Origin of the sequence: Moraxella sp. HMSC061H09 (genome assembly GCF_001809255.1) — a bacterium.
GTDB lineage: Bacteria > Pseudomonadota > Gammaproteobacteria > Pseudomonadales > Moraxellaceae > Moraxella > Moraxella catarrhalis.
Genome location: NZ_KV796853.1, coordinates 90610 through 108007 on the forward strand (window position 1 = coordinate 90610; position 17398 = coordinate 108007).

Sequence of the window (17398 nt, forward strand, 5' to 3'; positions counted from 1 at the left end):
GAGTTTGGCGGTGACGGAGGGATTCGAACCCTAAGTATAAGTTATTGATTTTAAACAATTCCCTTTTTTTAGTAAATTTTTTTACTGTCAATTTTACCGTTATTATCCAAAGTCACCCCTAAAAATCGCCATTTTTGCCCCTTTTTTTACCTTTTCTTGATACTGCCCAAAACTTCCAATTTCGCGGTCGTAAAAATTTTTTTAGGGGTCGGTGCTACAAGACAATCTTTCCAAACTTTTTACCCACCCCTAGCCATGCTTTTTAGTTGGTTGTTTCATTACTGGGATAACGCTTTCATCAAATCCGCCATCAAATCATCAAGAGTTAAACTTGGCATAATATGCACCTGCTATTTGATTGCAAAGTAAATCTAATTCGTGGGTCAATCTATAATAGTTTTTATGGTGCATTCCTTTTGGTCTGCCCCAATTCGGACTAGCAACACCCCCACCCCATCCCAAACGCTTTCTAATGGCATTTGCTCGCTGTATTAGGCGATCTGATGGCTGTATGAGCTGTGTTTGGTAGGGTAGCCCCACACAATGCCTACACTGCCAATAATGGCTAAAATAAAGCACACTTGCACGCCTGCCACACTTACAGACAAACCATTTACGGTAACCGCCATAATTACACGCTGTGGTGGCTAATCTTAAGCGGGTTTGTTTTTGATAATCACTGATTTTAAGCTTGGGTAAATCATCTAGGCTTGATTGTAGGGCAAGTTTTGGCATAATCTAAATCATTAAGCAATTTGTTATATTGTACCATCTTTCATAGGGTTGTTTTATTCTCTTACGATACTGGTCACAAAAGTCGTAAGCTGTCGTATTTCCTGACTATTATATATAACTGTAGTTGTATATACATATATGTATTTAAATATGAGTAAATCTATCTTTTTACCAATCGAAATTTAAAAATAAAATAAAAAACAGTGATTTTGGGGAAAGTGGGAAAGTGGCAGGCGATAAGCTTTGGTATATAAGGCTTTGCAAGTTTTCCCCCTATTGGGAAAGTAGGGGAAACTGGGGAAAGTATCAAACCATCCCCAATTTGGCACATCAGCTAAGGCAGTAAGATGGGGTTAAAAAACACCGTCTTTGGCTGTCCTTGTACGACGATATAATAATGACTTTCCAAGCTGTCGGTGGCGTTCTCCAAGATTTCTTTTTTCCTTAACTTTTTGGGCGTGATGGCGCTTTGCATATCGGCATAAAGTATGTAGCTCATTTGATGCTTGGGTATATATTTGTCGGCAAACCATTCAAGCACAGTTTGAGCATCTGACTTTTCATCATCTTTGCCATAGTTTATAAATTCTCTGACGGAGTGCCACACCAGTTTAAATGCACCGTCCAAGTATTGACTACTTAGCTTGGTAGCACCATCATAAAAGGCAAGCAAGGTGGCAATTCGGCTGGCGTTCTCTGCCATACGGTTTGCCACTTCTTTAGCAGTCTTTAGCTCGCCTAGTATCTTACATTCTATGGACTGCTGAAAATTGGCTAAGTGTTGTTTTGCACCATCAGCAAAGGGCATATTAAACCGCCCCTTGTCATCAGTGGGTAGCTCGCCATCAGTAAATGGATTATGCCCTGTGGGTAATAAATCCTGCATCAAGTAGCCACATCTTGTCCAATAGCCTTCTAATACGCTGTCGGTATATTCATCTTGGCTTAGCCTATCTTTACTGCTCCAATCACGAAAGCCCACTAAGGACGGCTCGGCAGTGAATAAAAAGCGTGCTAACAATCCTTGTTCTGCCATTAAACGATCTTTCAATACTGGTTCAAGGATTACACGCTGACCACTTAGGCAGAATGTTAATCTACAGTCATACGCCACGCCCTTTATGGCGTTTTTGCTATGTATTGAGCGTTTGCGTCTGACCGCTCCGCCACTGTATAGGCTTGTGATATTGCCCATCGCACTGCCTGCGGTATCTGATTTCATGGTATGACCACCAAAAAACTTCGCCGCCTCATCGGTTCGCCATACCAAATTATTAAGCTCTCCCATCACAAACCTATCTAAAGCTGGCTCAATGGTGGCATCATCTAAGATAAAATCAGGATCGTTGGGTTCTGGATTTTCCATTAGCCATGTTGCACAGTCTTTAGGCTTGATGCTGGCTAATTCTGCTTGCCATTGGTTTAGCTCGTCGCGATATGCTTTTTGAGCATTTTTTATGTGCTGATCGACGGCATGATATGCCAAATCTTGTAGTTTGGATTTACCGCCTCCGCTTTCGCCCTCGGTTAATAAAAATAAACTACTTGGCTTATAGGTGTTGCCCAATGGTGCATTTACCCTAGATTGTCCGATGGTAGATAATACGCCCAAAACTGCCATACCTGCCCATGATAAAGGCGTTTGAGTGTAATACGCCAACATCTTGACCACATCACTCAAAGGCTCGCCAAACGCCTCTACAGGATAGGGATTATCGTAAGATTTGGCAGGCTCTAGCGGTATGGGCGTTCTCCATTGAATGAGGCTAACGCTCGCCACGCTGAAAAAATCGGCATCAAGTAAGGCGTTAGGCGTCTGGCTTGGTCTGCTGATCGATGCGTAAATATTGGCATTAATTTTATTGACCAATTGGTCAATCAGATCATCTTTTTTATCCGCTGTACAATACACTTTCATTGGTTGGTAGTGACCAAAGGCGATCGCCAATAAGGGTAATTTGTCGGCAAATTTATCAGGCAAGGCGATGATGCAAGGATTTTCACCCTGCATCAGAATATGGCGATAGATGATCTCGCCATCGTCCACGCCTGCGATAACATGGTAGCTGGTAGCAGAATGTAGATCGCCAATGATGACGGCATGATTATCCCAAGCGCTCAAAGTGTGATGATAGGCATGATCATAAATAAACGCATTGGCAAGCCTGCCTTTGGCATCGTGCATCAGCAGGCAGGGCGTTTGGTTGTATAATCTACCGTTTAGCTCGGCATTGATAACACGCCATTTATCACCTTTGTAGATCTCTAGTGGGATGGCATCAGGTGGCAGGCGTGATAAATCATTCAATAGTGCATAAATATCAATTTTCATTCATCACCCCAAGTAAAAAATATCCTTTCACTCTTAAAATGTCATGGTGCGGGTAATCTATTTGTAATTGCTCGGCAAAGACTTGGGCATCTGATTTGTCATCAAACATTCGATAAATGCCTAACGCTTGGCACTCAATCCCATAATTTACTTGTGGGGCGATTTGTTCTTGGCTGTTTAGCTTGTGATATTTTTTCATCTAAACGCCCCTTTTGAATATTCATCATCTAGCACTTTGTAGCCATCATTTAGATATTGGCAAGCAGTTTCTAGCTCTTTCCACATAACAAAGGTTAGCGATCTGATGCACTCTATTTCTTTGGGATTAGCCTCACGCAAAATCCCAAAGATATTATTTAAATCTTCCATGATCGATTTTGCACTTTCAATGTTGGATAGTGCGCTGATTAATTTATCTTGTTTCATAGTGCACCCCCTGCAATAGCAAGCACAATCACAATGGCAGTGGAAATAACGCCAATGATAGAAAACGCCATGACAACACCAATGGCAAAAGATTGGGCTGGGGATAATCTGGCAAGGGTAAATAGCAGATGGTTCATTTGTGGGTTTCCTTTTAGTTTAGTTAGCTTTCGCCACCCAAAAATAGAGTGGCAGGTCTCAACTACCGCTAAAAGTCGGCTGGGGCTATTTCCTTTCGGTCTTGTATTTACCCCTATCAACCCGCCATAACTGGTGATACTGTCCGTATCTTGTAATGACGATATATTTACACCTGTGGCACTGTTATCGCTAACAGTAAGCGTAAAAATAGCCAAAGGATGACGGCTTGGCTTTACCGCTTTTAGTTTAGTAGTATGGGTATTTTGCCACAAATTGCCAATTAAGGCAATCGATAGCAATTCATGATGGTATCTTTGTTGTTTAATTTTGGTCATGTTATAATATCCTTGCTAGTAAGTTTTGCTCTATCATCTGATGATGGGGCATTTTTTATGGCGTATTGGGCGAACTGTCTTAGTGGTGTTTTTCATGCTGATTTAACCCCATTCACGCCCATTTGATCTTTAAGGCTGGCGATATAGTCACGATCTAGCCAATATTGAGCACACCGCTTGCCATTGGGTAGCTCAATCAGTTTGGATTAAATTGGCTTACCATGCGTATTTTTAAGCTCGTACACCCTAGCCGCTAACGAAAAACACCCAAACCGCTCTAAAGCCTCCAGTGGCGTAATCGTATTGCCTGCCATCAAATAATCTAGGATTTGTTGGTTTTGGGTCATTGGTTTTGCTCCCATGCAATTGGATCAGTAAGCCAAGCGTGGATATCTTGGTTTCGCCAAGCAGTGCAATTTGTACCAAATCGGACGGGCTGGGGGAACTTGCCACTTTTGACTTTTCGCCAAAGGGTCGATTTGCTAAAAGGCAAAAGCGGTAAAATGTCTTTGGCTCGGCTCATGCCTTGAGTAGGTAGTGTAGGTTCTGTCATGGTCTTACTCCCAAGTTGGTTAAAATTATCCGCTATACTGTCATGCGGTGCTTGGGGGTATGATAAGGGGTAGGTAGGGGTTGGAATAAGGCTAAATAGCCCCAAATTATTTGTTTTTGTCGTGATGCAAGGTGTTAATCTCGTTTAGCCATTTGGCGATTGTTTCCCTTGTGATTGGTACGTTGTACCTTGTAGTAAGGTTTTCCAAGGTGTTATTAGTTGCCCCTTTGGTTGTGCCATCTATGCTGTAATTATGTTCAAGTAATAAGGCATATAAAAGCTTGGTTACCGCTTTTTTGCTTGTACCTGTTAGCTCCATATCAGCAGGCGTGCTACGCTCATTAAGTTGGCGTTCAAGTTCAGCGATACGCTCATCTTTAGCTTTTTGTTCTTTATTGTTTTGTTCTGCTCGCATTAACGACTGTTGCAATCTTTCATTTTCTACTGTCAATGCGTCTAGTTTGGCGGTTAATGATAAATAATTTTCATGGCTGATTGGCTGTACTTTGTTAATTTCCACAGATGAAAACAAAGTTTTTGGCATATCGTTAGGGTGATGCTCTTGGATATACTCCTTTAAGTCATGAATCATGATTGTTCGTCTTGGGTAGGCAATATGCCCTATATCCTTTATATAATGACCTTTACCGCCATCACGCCCCATCTTTAATAAATTATTCTCAAATGCTTCATTTAATACCCTGCATCTTGGTTCTACACAAGAAATATAAGGGTGTTGGTATATTGTGCTAGCTACACCGCTATCGCCCTTTGGTCTGCAATCCTTGATGAAATTTGGTATATGTTCTTTAGCAACACCACACCAAATTAATGCGCTTTCCAAAATTGTTAATGCTGAAAAGTGATTAATTAAGTGTTCACATTGGTTAAATTGGTCATAGTTTGGCAAAAGTCCCATCTCTCATACCTTATTCATACCTTACCAATAAAAGATAGCAGGCGTGGCGGTCTAAGGTATGAAAAATAACCGCTGTTCGGTAGCTACTCCTAGCCTGCTAAAAAGATTAATTCAATTTTTTTATGTCTGCAATCTGCTGTTCATTTAGCTTATCGCAAATCTTGGTTAGGCTCTTAATAAAGTCTTGGGTATCTAAAAAGTAGTTTGGATAAGCTTTTTTGACTTGCTTTAAATTACCTGCTGATATTAGCACTACTTCAATATGCGGTATGTCTTTGGTTTCCATCTCACGGGCTTTGTAGAACATTTCTGCCAGTGCCAACTGCTTTTGATTAAACGCCAGTAGATTTACTGTGTGTTTTTCGCTGTCTAGCTCCATTAAATGATATTCGCCATTATCATTACTGCTTTCAATGTGTTTAGCAGTAATGATTAGCCCTTTTAATTTGCTAAATATTTGTAACTCTTGTTCAATATCTTTTAGCTCTTTAGCAATGGTGTGAATGTCCACGCCTGCCAGTTCTTTTAATATGGGTTGTTTTTCATCATAGGCAAACAAAGCACTAGCCAATTTAAAAAAGCGTTTAAACTCATCTGTGCCTTGCCCTGTCTTAAATGATGACTTTTCTAATATGCCCAATGTTTCAACGGCGGTTGCCCATGCGTGCTGTTTTTTGGTGCGTATCTGTAATTCAATAAATAAGCCGTTTAATTGGGGGTTGTCGTGGCTGTGATATTTAAATACTTGGTGTAAACTACGGTAGCCGTCATCTTTGGGTGTGGCGATATAGTCCGCTGGTGGCTCTAACGGGGTGTGCTGGTGTCTACCGTTTATCAATGATTGATGCAATCTATACACATCATCAACATTGCCTAACACTACTCTAAGCCCCCCGATGTCCTGCATTCTTGACAAATCCATATTGGGAAAGCGTTGTAATTTGGTGATGATAGATGGTGTGCGTTTTAGGCGTTGTGCAATAATGGGGCTTTTAAAGCCTAATTTTTTCACTCTGTTTCTTAGCAAGGCTTTAAAAGTATTAATAGGGTAGGTGTGTAATGAACGCCATTTAGATAGTATCGCCATGCTATCTATAAATTCTTGTCCTTGGGCGTTTTTGGCTAGGGCTTTACCTGCCTTTTGTACTTGTTTTTTACTTGGAATATCCATAAATTTTGCCTTTATCGTACCTGTTATTAAAATGGTAGTTCAGACTTAAACTGTGAATGAGAGCATTTACATGGCTCACACCTGCACCCAATTCTCCAATCTCACCCCATACCGCTCAAAATCTTTGGTATTGTTGGTTACTAGGGTTAATTGGTGAGCTTTGGCATGGCAAGCAATCAGCGTGTCAAAACTGGCTTTGTGGTTGGCGGTTTTCATATATTCACCAAAACATACAGCAGATTTTTCATCAAACGGCAGTACCTGAAGTAAGCCACGCAAACGCTCAAACTCTGCTTTATGCTCGTACTTATCCAAGCCTCTTAATAGCTCCGCCCATGTGATCGCACTAATGGCAACTTCGCCCACATGACAACTGGCAAAACGATCTAGCACGCTTTTTGGCTGGTGTTTTAAAAGATAAATACAAATATTGGTATCAAGCAGATATTTCACCAGTCACGCTCCACATCATCTAAATCCATGCGTTCAAATTCATCACTCATCTTATCGCCCAAGGCTTTAAAAATCTGTGGCACTTCACCTAAGGTGGTGACTGGTCTAATAGTGATCACGCCATTTTCTTTACTAAGAATTAATGGGGTGTTGGCAGGATAGGCAAACTCTTTGGGCAATCTTACCGCTTGAGAATTACCCGCCATGATTGGCTTGGTGTGTATGGGTGGCATGATGATCCCCTAAGTAATGATTATTTGTAGTTACATTATAAGGGCTTTTATCAAGTATAACAAGGTCAAAGGGCTGCCCAAAGGCATTAGATGGCGTTAGATTGTCGTTGTCTAATTAGATTTTGTCAATCTAAAACGATCTAATCTACAAATCAGCCTGTCAAAATGTAGCGGATTTTAAAAGGTGTTGGGCTAACTTTCCCTACTTTCCCCTACTTTCCTAGCAGGGGGAAAGCTTGAAAATCATTGGTATTAAAGGCTTTGCGTGGGTTACTTTCCCACTTTCCCCTTTTTTAGGTTTTTATATTTTAAACGCCAATACTGCGTTTATCTGCTCATCTGTCAAACCCAAGTCATACAATTTTTTTCTATCGCCATCTAATTGGGTGCGTGCCTGTTTGTAAGTTTCAAATTTGCCATCTTTTACCAAGTCCAAAAAGTCTGCCCATCCTTGCATGATCTCAAATCGTTTATCTAAATGCTTAGAATGGTCATATACCCCTTTAATGCCCTGTTTTACTTCATGGTGTAATTGTAGTTCAATGGCATCACTAGAATAGCCAAGCTCGTTTAAATGCGTACTACCAATGTGCCTAAACCCATGCCCCGTTTGCATACCACCATAGCCAAGATTTTTTAGGGCGTTAGTAACAAAGTTTTCGGAGTAAGGTTGTTGTTTGCTTTTGTTATAAAATACATAGTCATATTCACCCGTAAAAATCTCAAGCGTGCGTAAAATTTCTATCACCTGATGAGATAGTGGCACAATGTGCTTTTTATTTTTCTTAAGCGTGACTATATCCACATTCCAAATTTTATTTTTCCAATCTATATCCTGCCATCTCATTAAACGCATTTCTTGGGTTCTGCATAAAGTATAAGCCAAAAACTTCATAGCTAGCTTGGTTTGCTCGTTACCATGATAGCCATCAATATCATTTAGCAGGCGTGGCAAGGTAAAAATATCTACATGCTTATAATGGTGTGTTACGCCCTTGGGATAATCATCCTTTAGGTTGGCTGATACCACTTCAGCGATCAAATTATCATTAACGGCAGCTTTAAGCACACGATTAACCAAGTCAATGGTACGCCTTGTAAGCTCTCTTGGTGGTAAACCATCATTATGCTTTCTGCTTTCGATACGCTCGGCAATGGCTCTAATGTCCTTTTTGGTAAGTTCAATGAGTGGCTTATCACCAATCATGGGCAACACATCACGATTTAATTTTGATACCTCTTCTTTATAGGTGGCGGGCTTAATCTCGCCTTGTCGTTTGGCAAGATAAACAGTAATAAAATCACCAAAAGTTTGTAAGGCTTGTTTTTCTTGCTTAGCTTGATCATAAAACTGTTTGGGATCTATACCCTTAGCAATTAAAGCCTATATTTCTTTGCGTTTTTGTCTGGCATCAATCAATGATAAGGCAGGATATCGCCCTAGCGTATAAGTATTTGCCTTGTCATTTAGCTTATATTCCACACGCCAAGACTTCAGCCCCTTTGGACTGATCGCTAAATACAAGCCATCACCATCATAATAACGGTTATTTTTGCCTGCACTGTATTTGGCTTTGTCGATTTGGGTAGCGGTAAGAGGTTTGGTTTTTCTTGCCATAACAGTAAAAAATCCTGACCAATTTTTGTGATCTTGCTAGTAAACAGTAAAAAAATAAGGGTAAAAAATTATTTTACTGTCATTATCTTGGGCTTGCAAGCTAATAAATGGTAGTTACTGATAACATGTGATACAATAGAAAAACCCTTACAAGCTAGGCATTGTAAGGGTTCTATATAATTTTTGATACTGTCTGATACTGCTTGATACTCTATGAAATAAGAGTATTTTTCAGAGTTTGGCGGTGACGGAGGGATTCGAACCCTCGATACGCTATTAACATATACACACTTTCCAGGCGTGCGCTTTCGACCACTCAGCCACGTCACCAAGGTTGACTATTATACTCAATAATTGGGCATTTGTCATTGATTTTTTACGATTGAAGCAGCCCAATATCCGCCACACTCAAAAAAAGCTTACGCACTTGGCTAAGCAGTGCCAAACGATTCTGTTTTAAAGTTTCATCATCAGCATTCACCATGACATGATCAAAAAACTGCGTCAAAGGCTCCGATAAGCTCACAAGGGTCGTCAAAATGCCTTGGTAATCGCCATGATTATGCAAGGGCTGAACGCTGACTTTGGCAGATTCGATCGCCTGATACAGTGCCTGCTCAGCAGGTTCAATCAGATTTTGGGGCGTTACATCACCTTGCACAGTACCAGCTTTTGCCAAAATATTTGCCACACGCTTATTATTTTCGGCCAAAATAGCCGCTTGTGGCAACAATCGAAATGCTGTTACCGCTTGGATACGCTCATCAAAATCCATCGGCACATCTGCCTGCACCGCCTGCACCGCCTGAATCGTATCCACCAAGACGCCCTGCTCACTGTACATCGCCCGATAGCGCGCATTGATAAATTCCATGACTTCTGTTAGGGTCTGATCGATATTTTCAAGTGTATCGCCATAGCCCATTAAGGCTTGTTTAACCAGATGAGATAGGCTCACATGCAGGCGTTTTTCAATTAAAATACGCAAAATCCCAATGGACGCACGGCGTAAGCTAAATGGGTCTTTAGAGCCGCTGGGTATTTCACCAATCCCAAAAATGCCCACCAGCGTATCCAAACGATCTGCCAATGCAAGTGCAACACCCACATGAGTGGCAGGCAGCTTATCACCGCTAAATTTTGGTAAATATTGTTCTTCGATGGCATCCGCCACCACATCAGGCTCATCATTTAGGCGTGCATAGTAAGTACCTGCAATGCCTTGCAATTCGGGGAATTCACCCACCAATCTACTCGCCAAATCGCATTTGGATAACAATCCAGCTCGATACGCTGCATCGGTATTAGCACCTATCTGATCTGCAATATGGGCGGCCAAATTTGCAATACGCTCAGATTTTTCCCACAATGTACCAAGCTTATCTTGAAAAATCTGAGTTTTTAGATGATGACTTAGCTCAAACAGTGGCTGTTTTTGATCTTGTAAGAAAAAAAACTCTGCATCTGACAGACGAGGACGAACAACTTTTTCATTACCCGTAATAATCTGAGCAGAATCTTTAGAGTTGATATTACTGATAAAAATAAAATGCGGCATCAGCTTGCCTGCTTGATCGGTCAAGCAAAAATACTTTTGATCAGCCTGCATGGTGCTGATAAGGGCTTCTTGAGGAACGGCTAAAAATCGCTCAGGAAAGCTTGCTCTTAACGCAACGGGCAAATCCACCAAAGCTGTGACCTCATCAAGCAATTCTTGAGGCATGATTGCCGTGCCATTCACATCATCAGCCAATGTTTTGACTTGTGCTAAAATATCGGCTTGACGCTGATCAAAATCAGCAATGACATGATGGTTTTTGAGTAAATTTTCATAATAATCGGCATGATCAATGGCAAAAAAATCAGGTGAATGATAGCGATGACCACGGCTTTGGTTACCAGTTTTATGACCTTGAATAGTCGCCTCAATTACAACATCATCTGACATCAAAACCACCCAATGAACAGGCCGTATGAACTCATGGCGATCGATGCCAGAACGCATACGCTTAGCAATTGGCAAATCATCAAGCGCTTTTTGTAAGATATTTGGCATTAAATCGGTGATTTTTTCGCCTTTAATGGTCAAATCATAAGCGATGTATTCGCCTTTTTTATCAGCAATACGCCCCAAATCTTTGACGCTAAGATTTCGCCCAGTGGCATTTAAACCTTGCAAAAATCCTTGCCCTGCACGCGTTAAATTACCTGCGTCATCAAACGCTGCCTTAACACTTGGACCTTTTTTAGTTTCGATACGGTCAGGCTGAAACTCGCCCACACCTGTAATAGTAAGTGCCAAACGGCGTGGTGCGGCAAAGGCATGAATATCATCAAAGCTGATATTTTGATCATTTAGTAAAGTGCCAACGCTATTTTTAAGGGCATCACGCAGTGTTTTTAGGTTTTTTGGTGGCAACTCTTCGGTGCCAAGTTCAAATAAAATCGTGGTCATAAATCAGCCTTTTTTTGCCCCATAAGGCGGCAAAGTTTACAATAATCAATTGCCAAATTAGTCAAAAATTTACACTCATTTTAACACATTTTATGAGCTAAAAAATCAAGCCACCCAAAAAATCTGGACGGCTTTATCTATCAATTCATTTGCCTTATTCAGGTATACAGCTTGGATTGACTGTATTTACAATATTCATTGTATCATAAGATAAGTTTTGGTTCTTTTGGCAACCACTTCTCCAACGCTTCTGCCTTATGGGCATCATCTGCCAAAGGAAAGCCCAATTTTGCCCGAGCTTCGGTATAGCTGATTGCCACTTTGCGGGCCAGTGTGCGTACACGCAAGATAAAGCGTTGGCGTTCGGTAACGCTAATCGCCCCACGAGCGTCAAGCAGGTTAAAGGCATGACTGGCTTTTAACACCATCTCATAAGCAGGCAAGGGTAAATTGACCGCAACCAACTTATCTGCTTGCTCTTCATAAAAATCAAATAATTCAAACAATTTAGCCACATCGGCATGTTCAAAATTATAGGCGGATTGCTCCACTTCGTTTTGGTGAAACACATCACCATAAGTCACACGCCCAAATTCACCATCTGCCCACACCAAATCATACACACTGTCCACGCCTTGGATATACATGGCAAGGCGCTCAAGCCCATAGGTAATTTCACCTGTAACAGGGAAGCACTCAATGCCACCAACCTGCTGAAAATAGGTAAACTGGGTAACTTCCATGCCATTTAGCCATACTTCCCAGCCAAGCCCCCACGCCCCAAGCGTTGGACTCTCCCAATTGTCTTCAACAAAGCGGACATCATGGGTCAGCGTATCAATGCCAATGGCTTTTAAAGAGCCTAAATACAGCTCTTGAATGTTGGCAGGATTGGGCTTTAACACCACTTGAAATTGGTAATAGTGTTGTAAGCGATTGGGATTATCACCATAACGCCCATCGGTTGGACGGCGAGATGGCTGAACATAAGCTGCATTCCAACGCTCGGGGGTTAAGGCACGCAAAAAAGTGGCGGTGTGAAATGTCCCAGCCCCCACTTCCATATCATAAGGCTGCAGCACCACACAACCACGAGATGCCCAATAATTTTGCAGTGTTAAAATCAGTGCTTGAAAAGTCAAGGTCTCACCCGAATCCATATAAATCCTAAAACTGTCACAAATGAAACCTATTTTACTAAATACTGGGTATTTTTTCTATCAGTTTTTGAGTTTTTGTCGTTATCAAAGTTGGGTAAATAAGGGTAAAATCATTGATTTTAGCCATTTGCATGGCTTTCAATCATAACAATCAATTCAACCTTAAATCAAAATTACAGCGACTTACGGTCATATTGAACCAAATTCGTAGCATAAGAATTTGGTGTTGCATTTGGCATAATTAGCCAAAGCACCAAATAAATCAAAATTCCTGGTACAGCGGCCGATAAACTTGAGATAATCACAAATGCAATACGCACCATGTTAGGCGACCACCCTAAATATTCAGCAATACCACCCATCACGCCTGCAATCATACGATGGTTTTTTGAGCGGTGTAATTTTATCAGTCTTGGCATAAATTTCCCCATAGTTTATCATTGTGAGTGAAGGGCCAAAAAAGCCATCTTGGCAGGTACTTGACCTATTTTATTAAACTTAATTTATCAGTTAATCAGTTAAATAAATCTAATGATAAATAAATAATGGTTATTTTACCGACAATTTCAAGCCATTCATAGAATTTGGTTACCAAGTAGCATAAAAAGTTTACACAGCATGACACAATCTAGAAAAGACATTGATATGATAAGCGTATCAATTAATATTTGGGCAAGGCAGCTTTTGATGCGGTCTGATTTTGCCCAATGATGATGACAAAATAACATACCAAGGATATGATAATGCAACCAGACCACTTGATTTTAATTGGGGATTTTGCACCGCTCACGCTTAGCATGCTTGCCGATATTAATCATGCTGCAGGATTATCAAAGACATTACACATCATCATTCAAACGCCCAACCATGTACCTCTGCCCTGTGGTCGCACGCCAACACTTGCTGATGCGGTGCGTTGGGTTCAGATGGCTTGTCAATCATTTGGTTTTATTAAAATTCATACCTTTGGTAGTTTGGCTTTACCTGATATGTCATTTGATTATCGAAACAATACGCAGTTGACCAAACATCAATTTTTAGCCATTTGCCAAGCACTCAATATTACCGCTCATACGACCATGCTTGGTATTAAATCATCACATAAAGATACTTTACATCCATTTGAATTGGCATTACCCAAACACGACCATGCCTCAAATTATGATGATGAATTGGTACAAAACAATCCATTGGCTTATTTTCATCAACTGTCTGCCGTCTGCCGATATTTTTATACCCAAACGGTTTGTATTGTTGGCGGTGAAAGCTCGGGGAAAACTACCTTAGTACAAAAACTTGCCAATTATTATGGTGCCAGCATCGCACCTGAAATGGGTCGATTATACACACACTCCCATCTCGGCGGTAGCGAACTTGCCCTTCAATACAGCGACTACGCATCCATTGCCATCAATCACGCCAACGCCATTGAAACCGCTCGCACCACTGCCAGCTCTGCTGTTACACTGGTTGATACTGATTTTGCGACAACGCAAGCATTTTGTGAAATTTATGAAGGGCAAACGCATCCACTTGTCGCAGAATTTGCTAAACAAATGCGATTGGATTTTACGATTTATTTAGATAATAATGTTGCTTGGGTCGCTGATGGCATGCGTAGGCTTGGTGATGATCATCAACGCAGTTTGTTCGCCAATAAACTGCTTGAGATTTTGGCACGATATGATATTGGTCATCATATCATTAATGACACCGACTACCACAAACGCTATCTACAAGCATTAAGCTTGATAGACAATCATATTTTTAATCATTTTACAAAAATTCATGACAATTAATTAGGGAAAATCTGATGAAAATTGATATTTTAGATAACATCACAGGCTTTGGTAAACAAGATTGGACAACAAGCTGGGTGCTACTTTGGTTTGTTTGCGGATTTATTGCACTGTTTACTGGATTTTGGACCACAACAGCTCACACGCATTTGGATTGGTTTTATTTTGTCATCTCAGTCATCGGCTTGGTTTGTGTGGTAAGTTTGTCTTTTCGCAAAAATATCACAGGCAATGGACTTGGTATGGTTGCCACAGCAGGTGAGGTCATCGTACAAGGTACATCAGGCGCCGTTGGCCTTATGCTTGCACCGTTATTTAATTTTTTTACACATGTCTATGGTGTTAAATACTGGTCAAACCATACTGGTGCTGATGGCGATATGATTCCAAAATCTGCAGGAAAGTATGTTTGGCTCATCACCATATGTTTCATTATTTTGGGGCTGTTATTATTCCCAGCGGTCAATACATGGCTTGCGAATATGGGCTATGTGGTGGTTGAAAATGACGGCAGTCGATTTTTGGGACGAATTGACTTTTTTTGGATTAATGTCTTGGCATTTGTCTTGTCAATTACCGCACAAACGATGATGATTTTACGCTATTCCTTAAATTGGTGGCTATGGATTGTGGTTAATGCGGTTTGGCTGATTATTAATCTTATGACAGGTAATACCATTTTTGCCATTCAAACCGTGATTTATCAAATCAATGCCATTGTCGGATTATATGGCTGGTATCGCTCTGAGCAATTAGCTCGCTTACAATCGCCTTAACATTTGGCTATAGTAAGCAAAGGACCAGCCAAAGGCGTTGTGATGCCACTATTTTCAAGCCAAAAAACGCTCAAAACTTGGCTCAATGACTATGCCACAAGCCATCAAAATCCCACCAATAAACGCATTCATTAGCTGTGTGTGCCAATTATTTTTGCATTATTGCACTGATTGATCTGATACATCCTTATTTATTTGCTAAAGCCGTTTTTAAGACGGCTTTTTTATGGCTGCTTAAGATATGGCCAAGCAGCTTTTAGATAAATCATCATCGACCAAAGCGTCAAAATGACCGCAATGACCATCAGCACATAGCCGATCATCTCAAGCGATTGCCAATTAAGCAAAAATACCGTAATGGCAATCATCTGAAAAGTGGTCTTTAATTTCCCCACATAAGACACCGCCACGCTCGTGCGTGCACCAAGCTCCGCCATCCATTCCCGCAATGCCGATACCGCAATCTCGCGTGAAATAATCACAATGGCACTCGTTGCCATCACAATATTTGGATGCCACTGCACAAGGACAATTAACGCAGCTGCCACCATCAGTTTATCTGCCACAGGATCCAAAAATCGCCCAAACGCTGATGTGATATTCATACGCCGAGCCAAATAACCATCCAGCCAGTCTGTGACTGCCGCCAAAATAAACAGCAATGTCAAGATCAGATGTCGCAGCATACTGTCGCTATAGCCCATCATGCCCAAGCGTGCGATGGCATTATCAGGAATCGCAGGCACGCCAATGCCAAGTGCAGGCGGCCAATAGGCAATCGCAACAAATAGAGGAATCATCACAATGCGTGCGATGGTTAGATTATTAGGTAAATTAAATACCGAGGGGGTTTTAATTGACCGAGATTGTGGATTTAAACTCATGCAGCTTGGTTTTTGATAAATTTGTATTATGATACCGAATTTTTGGGTGATTTGCTATGGTTTTGCTGAATTTAGCTGATTTCAACTCGTGATTTTAAAATCCAAAAATGCTACCATAAGCCATCTTTTTATTTTATTGATCCAGCGGTGAGTTTTTGTGAGCATCAGTGTAGACACTCTTATTATCGGCGCAGGGGCATCGGGGCTGTTTTGTGCTTTTAATACGGCGGCATATGGCAAATCGGTACTCATTATTGATCACGCCAATAAAGCGGGCAAAAAAATTCTTATGTCAGGTGGCGGTCGTTGTAATTTCGTTAATAAACAAGTTGAACCATGCCATTTTATCGGTCAAAATCCGCATTTTGTCAAATCTGCCCTATCAAAATATCAGCCAGAAGATTTTATTGATTTGGTCAACCGCCATCACATTGCCCATCAAGAGCGTGAACATGGTCAGCTATTTTGTAAAAACAGTGCCAAAGACATTTTATCAATGCTACTAAACGAATGCCACATGGCAGGGGTTGATATTCATCTAAAAACAACCGTCCAAGATATTCAAGCAACTGATACTCATTTTTTGGTCACTGTCAAATCTCACCCTGATAATCGCATCAAAGTCATTCAAGCACACGCTTTAGTCATAGCAACAGGCGGGCTATCAATTCCAACACTGGGTGCAAGTGGTTTTGGCTATCAAGTTGCCACACAGTTTGGACATCAAATTATTCCAACTCGTGCAGGACTAGTCCCTTTTACTTTCACCGATAAAGTCGGTGAGATGATAAAATCATTAGCAGGGTTAAGTCTTGATGTGATTGCTTATAATGACAAAGCATCGTTTGATTTACCGATATTATTTACACATCGTGGTTTATCAGGCCCTGCCATATTACAATTATCAAATCACTGGCAAGCAGGCGAGCAAATTACCATCAACCTAGTCCCCACCCAAGATGTGTATCAGTATCTATTAGATGCAAAGCGAATACACCCTAAGCAATTACTGCGAACTGCCCTAGCAGCCTTATTGCCCAAAAAACTCATCAGTGGATTTGAACAATTGTTCTGGCAAGCTTATCAAAATATTGAACTTGCCAATTTAAAAGATGAAACCATGCATCACATTGGTCAGCAGTTAAATGCTTGGCGTCTTAAACCCAGTGGTACTGAAGGCTATCGTGTCGCAGAGGTGACTTTGGGCGGTGTTGATACGCATGATATCTCAGGAAAAACCATGGAATCACGCCGACAGCCAAATCTGTATTTTATCGGCGAGGTGCTTGATGTGGCAGGACAGCTTGGCGGCTATAACTTTACTTGGGCGTGGGCAAGTGGTTATGCCTGTGCTCAGAGCATTGGGGTGCGGTGGTAGCTGGTAAGATACTATTTTAAACCAAATTTAAAC

At 41.1% G+C, this 17398-nt stretch carries 20 protein-coding genes and 1 tRNA gene; 3 read left to right on the forward strand and 18 right to left on the reverse strand.

The annotated features are described in order from the left end of the window. Positions 1–318: 318 nt before the first annotated feature. From HMPREF2573_RS09600 to HMPREF2573_RS06220, 17 genes are all read right to left on the reverse strand, one after another. Complete coding sequence (locus HMPREF2573_RS09600) at positions 319–735, reverse strand: hypothetical protein (RefSeq protein WP_227545224.1); 417 nt, start codon at positions 733–735, stop codon at positions 319–321. Positions 736–1069: 334 nt separating this feature from the next. Beyond that, positions 1070–3067, reverse strand: coding sequence for a DUF3987 domain-containing protein (locus HMPREF2573_RS06150; protein ID WP_070472915.1), 1998 nt, complete (start codon positions 3065–3067; stop codon positions 1070–1072). Further along, complete coding sequence (locus tag HMPREF2573_RS06155; protein WP_003657041.1) at positions 3057–3266, reverse strand: hypothetical protein; 210 nt, start codon at positions 3264–3266, stop codon at positions 3057–3059. Before HMPREF2573_RS06155 ends, HMPREF2573_RS06150 begins: the two co-directional genes overlap by 11 nt. Next, positions 3263–3493: a hypothetical protein gene (locus HMPREF2573_RS06160; protein WP_042510455.1), complete on the reverse strand. Its 231-nt coding sequence runs from the start codon at positions 3491–3493 to the stop codon at positions 3263–3265. Before HMPREF2573_RS06160 ends, HMPREF2573_RS06155 begins: the two co-directional genes overlap by 4 nt. After that, positions 3490–3966, reverse strand: coding sequence for a hypothetical protein (locus tag HMPREF2573_RS06165; RefSeq protein WP_070472919.1), 477 nt, complete (start codon positions 3964–3966; stop codon positions 3490–3492). The genes HMPREF2573_RS06160 and HMPREF2573_RS06165 overlap by 4 nt, the downstream gene beginning before the upstream one ends. Before the next feature lie 206 nt (positions 3967–4172). Continuing rightward, complete coding sequence (locus tag HMPREF2573_RS09605) at positions 4173–4313, reverse strand: helix-turn-helix domain-containing protein (RefSeq protein WP_227545468.1); 141 nt, start codon at positions 4311–4313, stop codon at positions 4173–4175. After that, positions 4310–4519 (reverse strand): helix-turn-helix transcriptional regulator, encoded by a 210-nt coding sequence (locus HMPREF2573_RS06175; RefSeq protein ID WP_003670252.1) that lies wholly within the window; start codon positions 4517–4519, stop codon positions 4310–4312. The genes HMPREF2573_RS09605 and HMPREF2573_RS06175 overlap by 4 nt, the downstream gene beginning before the upstream one ends. 106 nt (positions 4520–4625) lie before the next feature. Further along, on the reverse strand, positions 4626–5438 hold the full coding sequence (locus tag HMPREF2573_RS06180) for a hypothetical protein (protein ID WP_070472922.1): 813 nt from the start codon (positions 5436–5438) through the stop codon (positions 4626–4628). Positions 5439–5544: 106 nt separating this feature from the next. After that, positions 5545–6609, reverse strand: coding sequence for a GTP pyrophosphokinase (locus HMPREF2573_RS06185; RefSeq protein WP_070472925.1), 1065 nt, complete (start codon positions 6607–6609; stop codon positions 5545–5547). Between the two features lie 75 nt (positions 6610–6684). Further along, positions 6685–7062, reverse strand: coding sequence for a type II toxin-antitoxin system VapC family toxin (locus HMPREF2573_RS06190; RefSeq protein ID WP_013108182.1), 378 nt, complete (start codon positions 7060–7062; stop codon positions 6685–6687). Continuing rightward, complete coding sequence (locus HMPREF2573_RS06195) at positions 7059–7295, reverse strand: antitoxin (protein WP_070472927.1); 237 nt, start codon at positions 7293–7295, stop codon at positions 7059–7061. The genes HMPREF2573_RS06190 and HMPREF2573_RS06195 overlap by 4 nt, the downstream gene beginning before the upstream one ends. Positions 7296–7596: 301 nt before the next feature. After that, complete coding sequence (locus HMPREF2573_RS06200) at positions 7597–8673, reverse strand: tyrosine-type recombinase/integrase (protein ID WP_310790399.1); 1077 nt, start codon at positions 8671–8673, stop codon at positions 7597–7599. Between the two features lie 6 nt (positions 8674–8679). Next, positions 8680–8913 carry an Arm DNA-binding domain-containing protein gene (locus tag HMPREF2573_RS09610; RefSeq protein WP_013108184.1) on the reverse strand — a complete coding sequence of 78 codons (234 nt, stop codon included), beginning with the start codon at positions 8911–8913 and terminating at the stop codon, positions 8680–8682. 239 nt (positions 8914–9152) lie between these two features. Continuing rightward, positions 9153–9243: transfer RNA gene (locus HMPREF2573_RS06205), tRNA-Ser, on the reverse strand. Positions 9244–9289: 46 nt separating this feature from the next. Next, entirely contained in the window at positions 9290–11368 is a 2079-nt protein-coding gene (gene glyS / locus HMPREF2573_RS06210) for a glycine--tRNA ligase subunit beta (protein WP_070472929.1), read from the reverse strand. A gap of 203 nt (positions 11369–11571) precedes the next feature. After that, the gene (gene glyQ / locus HMPREF2573_RS06215) at positions 11572–12528 is read right to left on the reverse strand and encodes a glycine--tRNA ligase subunit alpha (RefSeq protein ID WP_003670262.1); all 957 of its coding nucleotides are present in this window, start codon (positions 12526–12528) and stop codon (positions 11572–11574) included. A gap of 173 nt (positions 12529–12701) precedes the next feature. Further along, positions 12702–12947 (reverse strand): PspC domain-containing protein, encoded by a 246-nt coding sequence (locus HMPREF2573_RS06220; RefSeq protein ID WP_003657061.1) that lies wholly within the window; start codon positions 12945–12947, stop codon positions 12702–12704. A 324-nt stretch (positions 12948–13271) separates the two neighbouring features. Here HMPREF2573_RS06220 and nadR point away from each other — a divergent pair, with 324 nt between their 5' ends. Both nadR and pnuC read left to right on the forward strand, forming a co-directional pair. Beyond that, positions 13272–14327 carry a multifunctional transcriptional regulator/nicotinamide-nucleotide adenylyltransferase/ribosylnicotinamide kinase NadR gene (gene nadR, locus HMPREF2573_RS06225; RefSeq protein ID WP_003670264.1) on the forward strand — a complete coding sequence of 352 codons (1056 nt, stop codon included), beginning with the start codon at positions 13272–13274 and terminating at the stop codon, positions 14325–14327. A gap of 14 nt (positions 14328–14341) precedes the next feature. Further along, complete coding sequence (gene pnuC, locus HMPREF2573_RS06230; RefSeq protein WP_003670267.1) at positions 14342–15103, forward strand: nicotinamide riboside transporter PnuC; 762 nt, start codon at positions 14342–14344, stop codon at positions 15101–15103. A gap of 224 nt (positions 15104–15327) precedes the next feature. Here the strand turns inward: pnuC and pgsA are convergent, their stop codons facing one another. After that, complete coding sequence (pgsA, locus tag HMPREF2573_RS06235; protein ID WP_003657069.1) at positions 15328–15987, reverse strand: CDP-diacylglycerol--glycerol-3-phosphate 3-phosphatidyltransferase; 660 nt, start codon at positions 15985–15987, stop codon at positions 15328–15330. A 157-nt stretch (positions 15988–16144) separates the two neighbouring features. On the opposite strand from pgsA, the gene HMPREF2573_RS06240 reads away from it, so the two are divergent. Continuing rightward, complete coding sequence (locus HMPREF2573_RS06240) at positions 16145–17365, forward strand: BaiN/RdsA family NAD(P)/FAD-dependent oxidoreductase (protein ID WP_003662650.1); 1221 nt, start codon at positions 16145–16147, stop codon at positions 17363–17365. The last annotated feature ends 33 nt before the right edge of the window (positions 17366–17398 follow it).

Excerpts from the sequence above, each read along its gene's own strand:
- HMPREF2573_RS09600 (WP_227545224.1), bottom strand. The coding sequence starts at position 735 with ATGCCAAAACTTGCCCTACAATCAAGCCTAGATGATTTACCCAAGCTT.
- HMPREF2573_RS06150 (WP_070472915.1), bottom strand. The coding sequence starts at position 3,067 with ATGAAAATTGATATTTATGCACTATTGAATGATTTATCACGCCTGCCA.
- HMPREF2573_RS06155 (WP_003657041.1), bottom strand. The coding sequence starts at position 3,266 with ATGAAAAAATATCACAAGCTAAACAGCCAAGAACAAATCGCCCCACAA.
- HMPREF2573_RS06160 (WP_042510455.1), bottom strand. The coding sequence starts at position 3,493 with ATGAAACAAGATAAATTAATCAGCGCACTATCCAACATTGAAAGTGCA.
- HMPREF2573_RS06165 (WP_070472919.1), bottom strand. The coding sequence starts at position 3,966 with ATGACCAAAATTAAACAACAAAGATACCATCATGAATTGCTATCGATT.
- HMPREF2573_RS09605 (WP_227545468.1), bottom strand. The coding sequence starts at position 4,313 with ATGACCCAAAACCAACAAATCCTAGATTATTTGATGGCAGGCAATACG.
- HMPREF2573_RS06175 (WP_003670252.1), bottom strand. The coding sequence starts at position 4,519 with ATGACAGAACCTACACTACCTACTCAAGGCATGAGCCGAGCCAAAGAC.
- HMPREF2573_RS06180 (WP_070472922.1), bottom strand. The coding sequence starts at position 5,438 with ATGGGACTTTTGCCAAACTATGACCAATTTAACCAATGTGAACACTTA.
- HMPREF2573_RS06185 (WP_070472925.1), bottom strand. The coding sequence starts at position 6,609 with ATGGATATTCCAAGTAAAAAACAAGTACAAAAGGCAGGTAAAGCCCTA.
- HMPREF2573_RS06195 (WP_070472927.1), bottom strand. The coding sequence starts at position 7,295 with ATGCCACCCATACACACCAAGCCAATCATGGCGGGTAATTCTCAAGCG.
- HMPREF2573_RS09610 (WP_013108184.1), bottom strand. The coding sequence starts at position 8,913 with ATGGCAAGAAAAACCAAACCTCTTACCGCTACCCAAATCGACAAAGCC.
- glyS (WP_070472929.1), bottom strand. The coding sequence starts at position 11,368 with ATGACCACGATTTTATTTGAACTTGGCACCGAAGAGTTGCCACCAAAA.
- glyQ (WP_003670262.1), bottom strand. The coding sequence starts at position 12,528 with ATGGATTCGGGTGAGACCTTGACTTTTCAAGCACTGATTTTAACACTG.
- HMPREF2573_RS06220 (WP_003657061.1), bottom strand. The coding sequence starts at position 12,947 with ATGCCAAGACTGATAAAATTACACCGCTCAAAAAACCATCGTATGATT.
- nadR (WP_003670264.1), top strand. The coding sequence starts at position 13,272 with ATGCAACCAGACCACTTGATTTTAATTGGGGATTTTGCACCGCTCACG.
- pnuC (WP_003670267.1), top strand. The coding sequence starts at position 14,342 with ATGAAAATTGATATTTTAGATAACATCACAGGCTTTGGTAAACAAGAT.
- pgsA (WP_003657069.1), bottom strand. The coding sequence starts at position 15,987 with ATGAGTTTAAATCCACAATCTCGGTCAATTAAAACCCCCTCGGTATTT.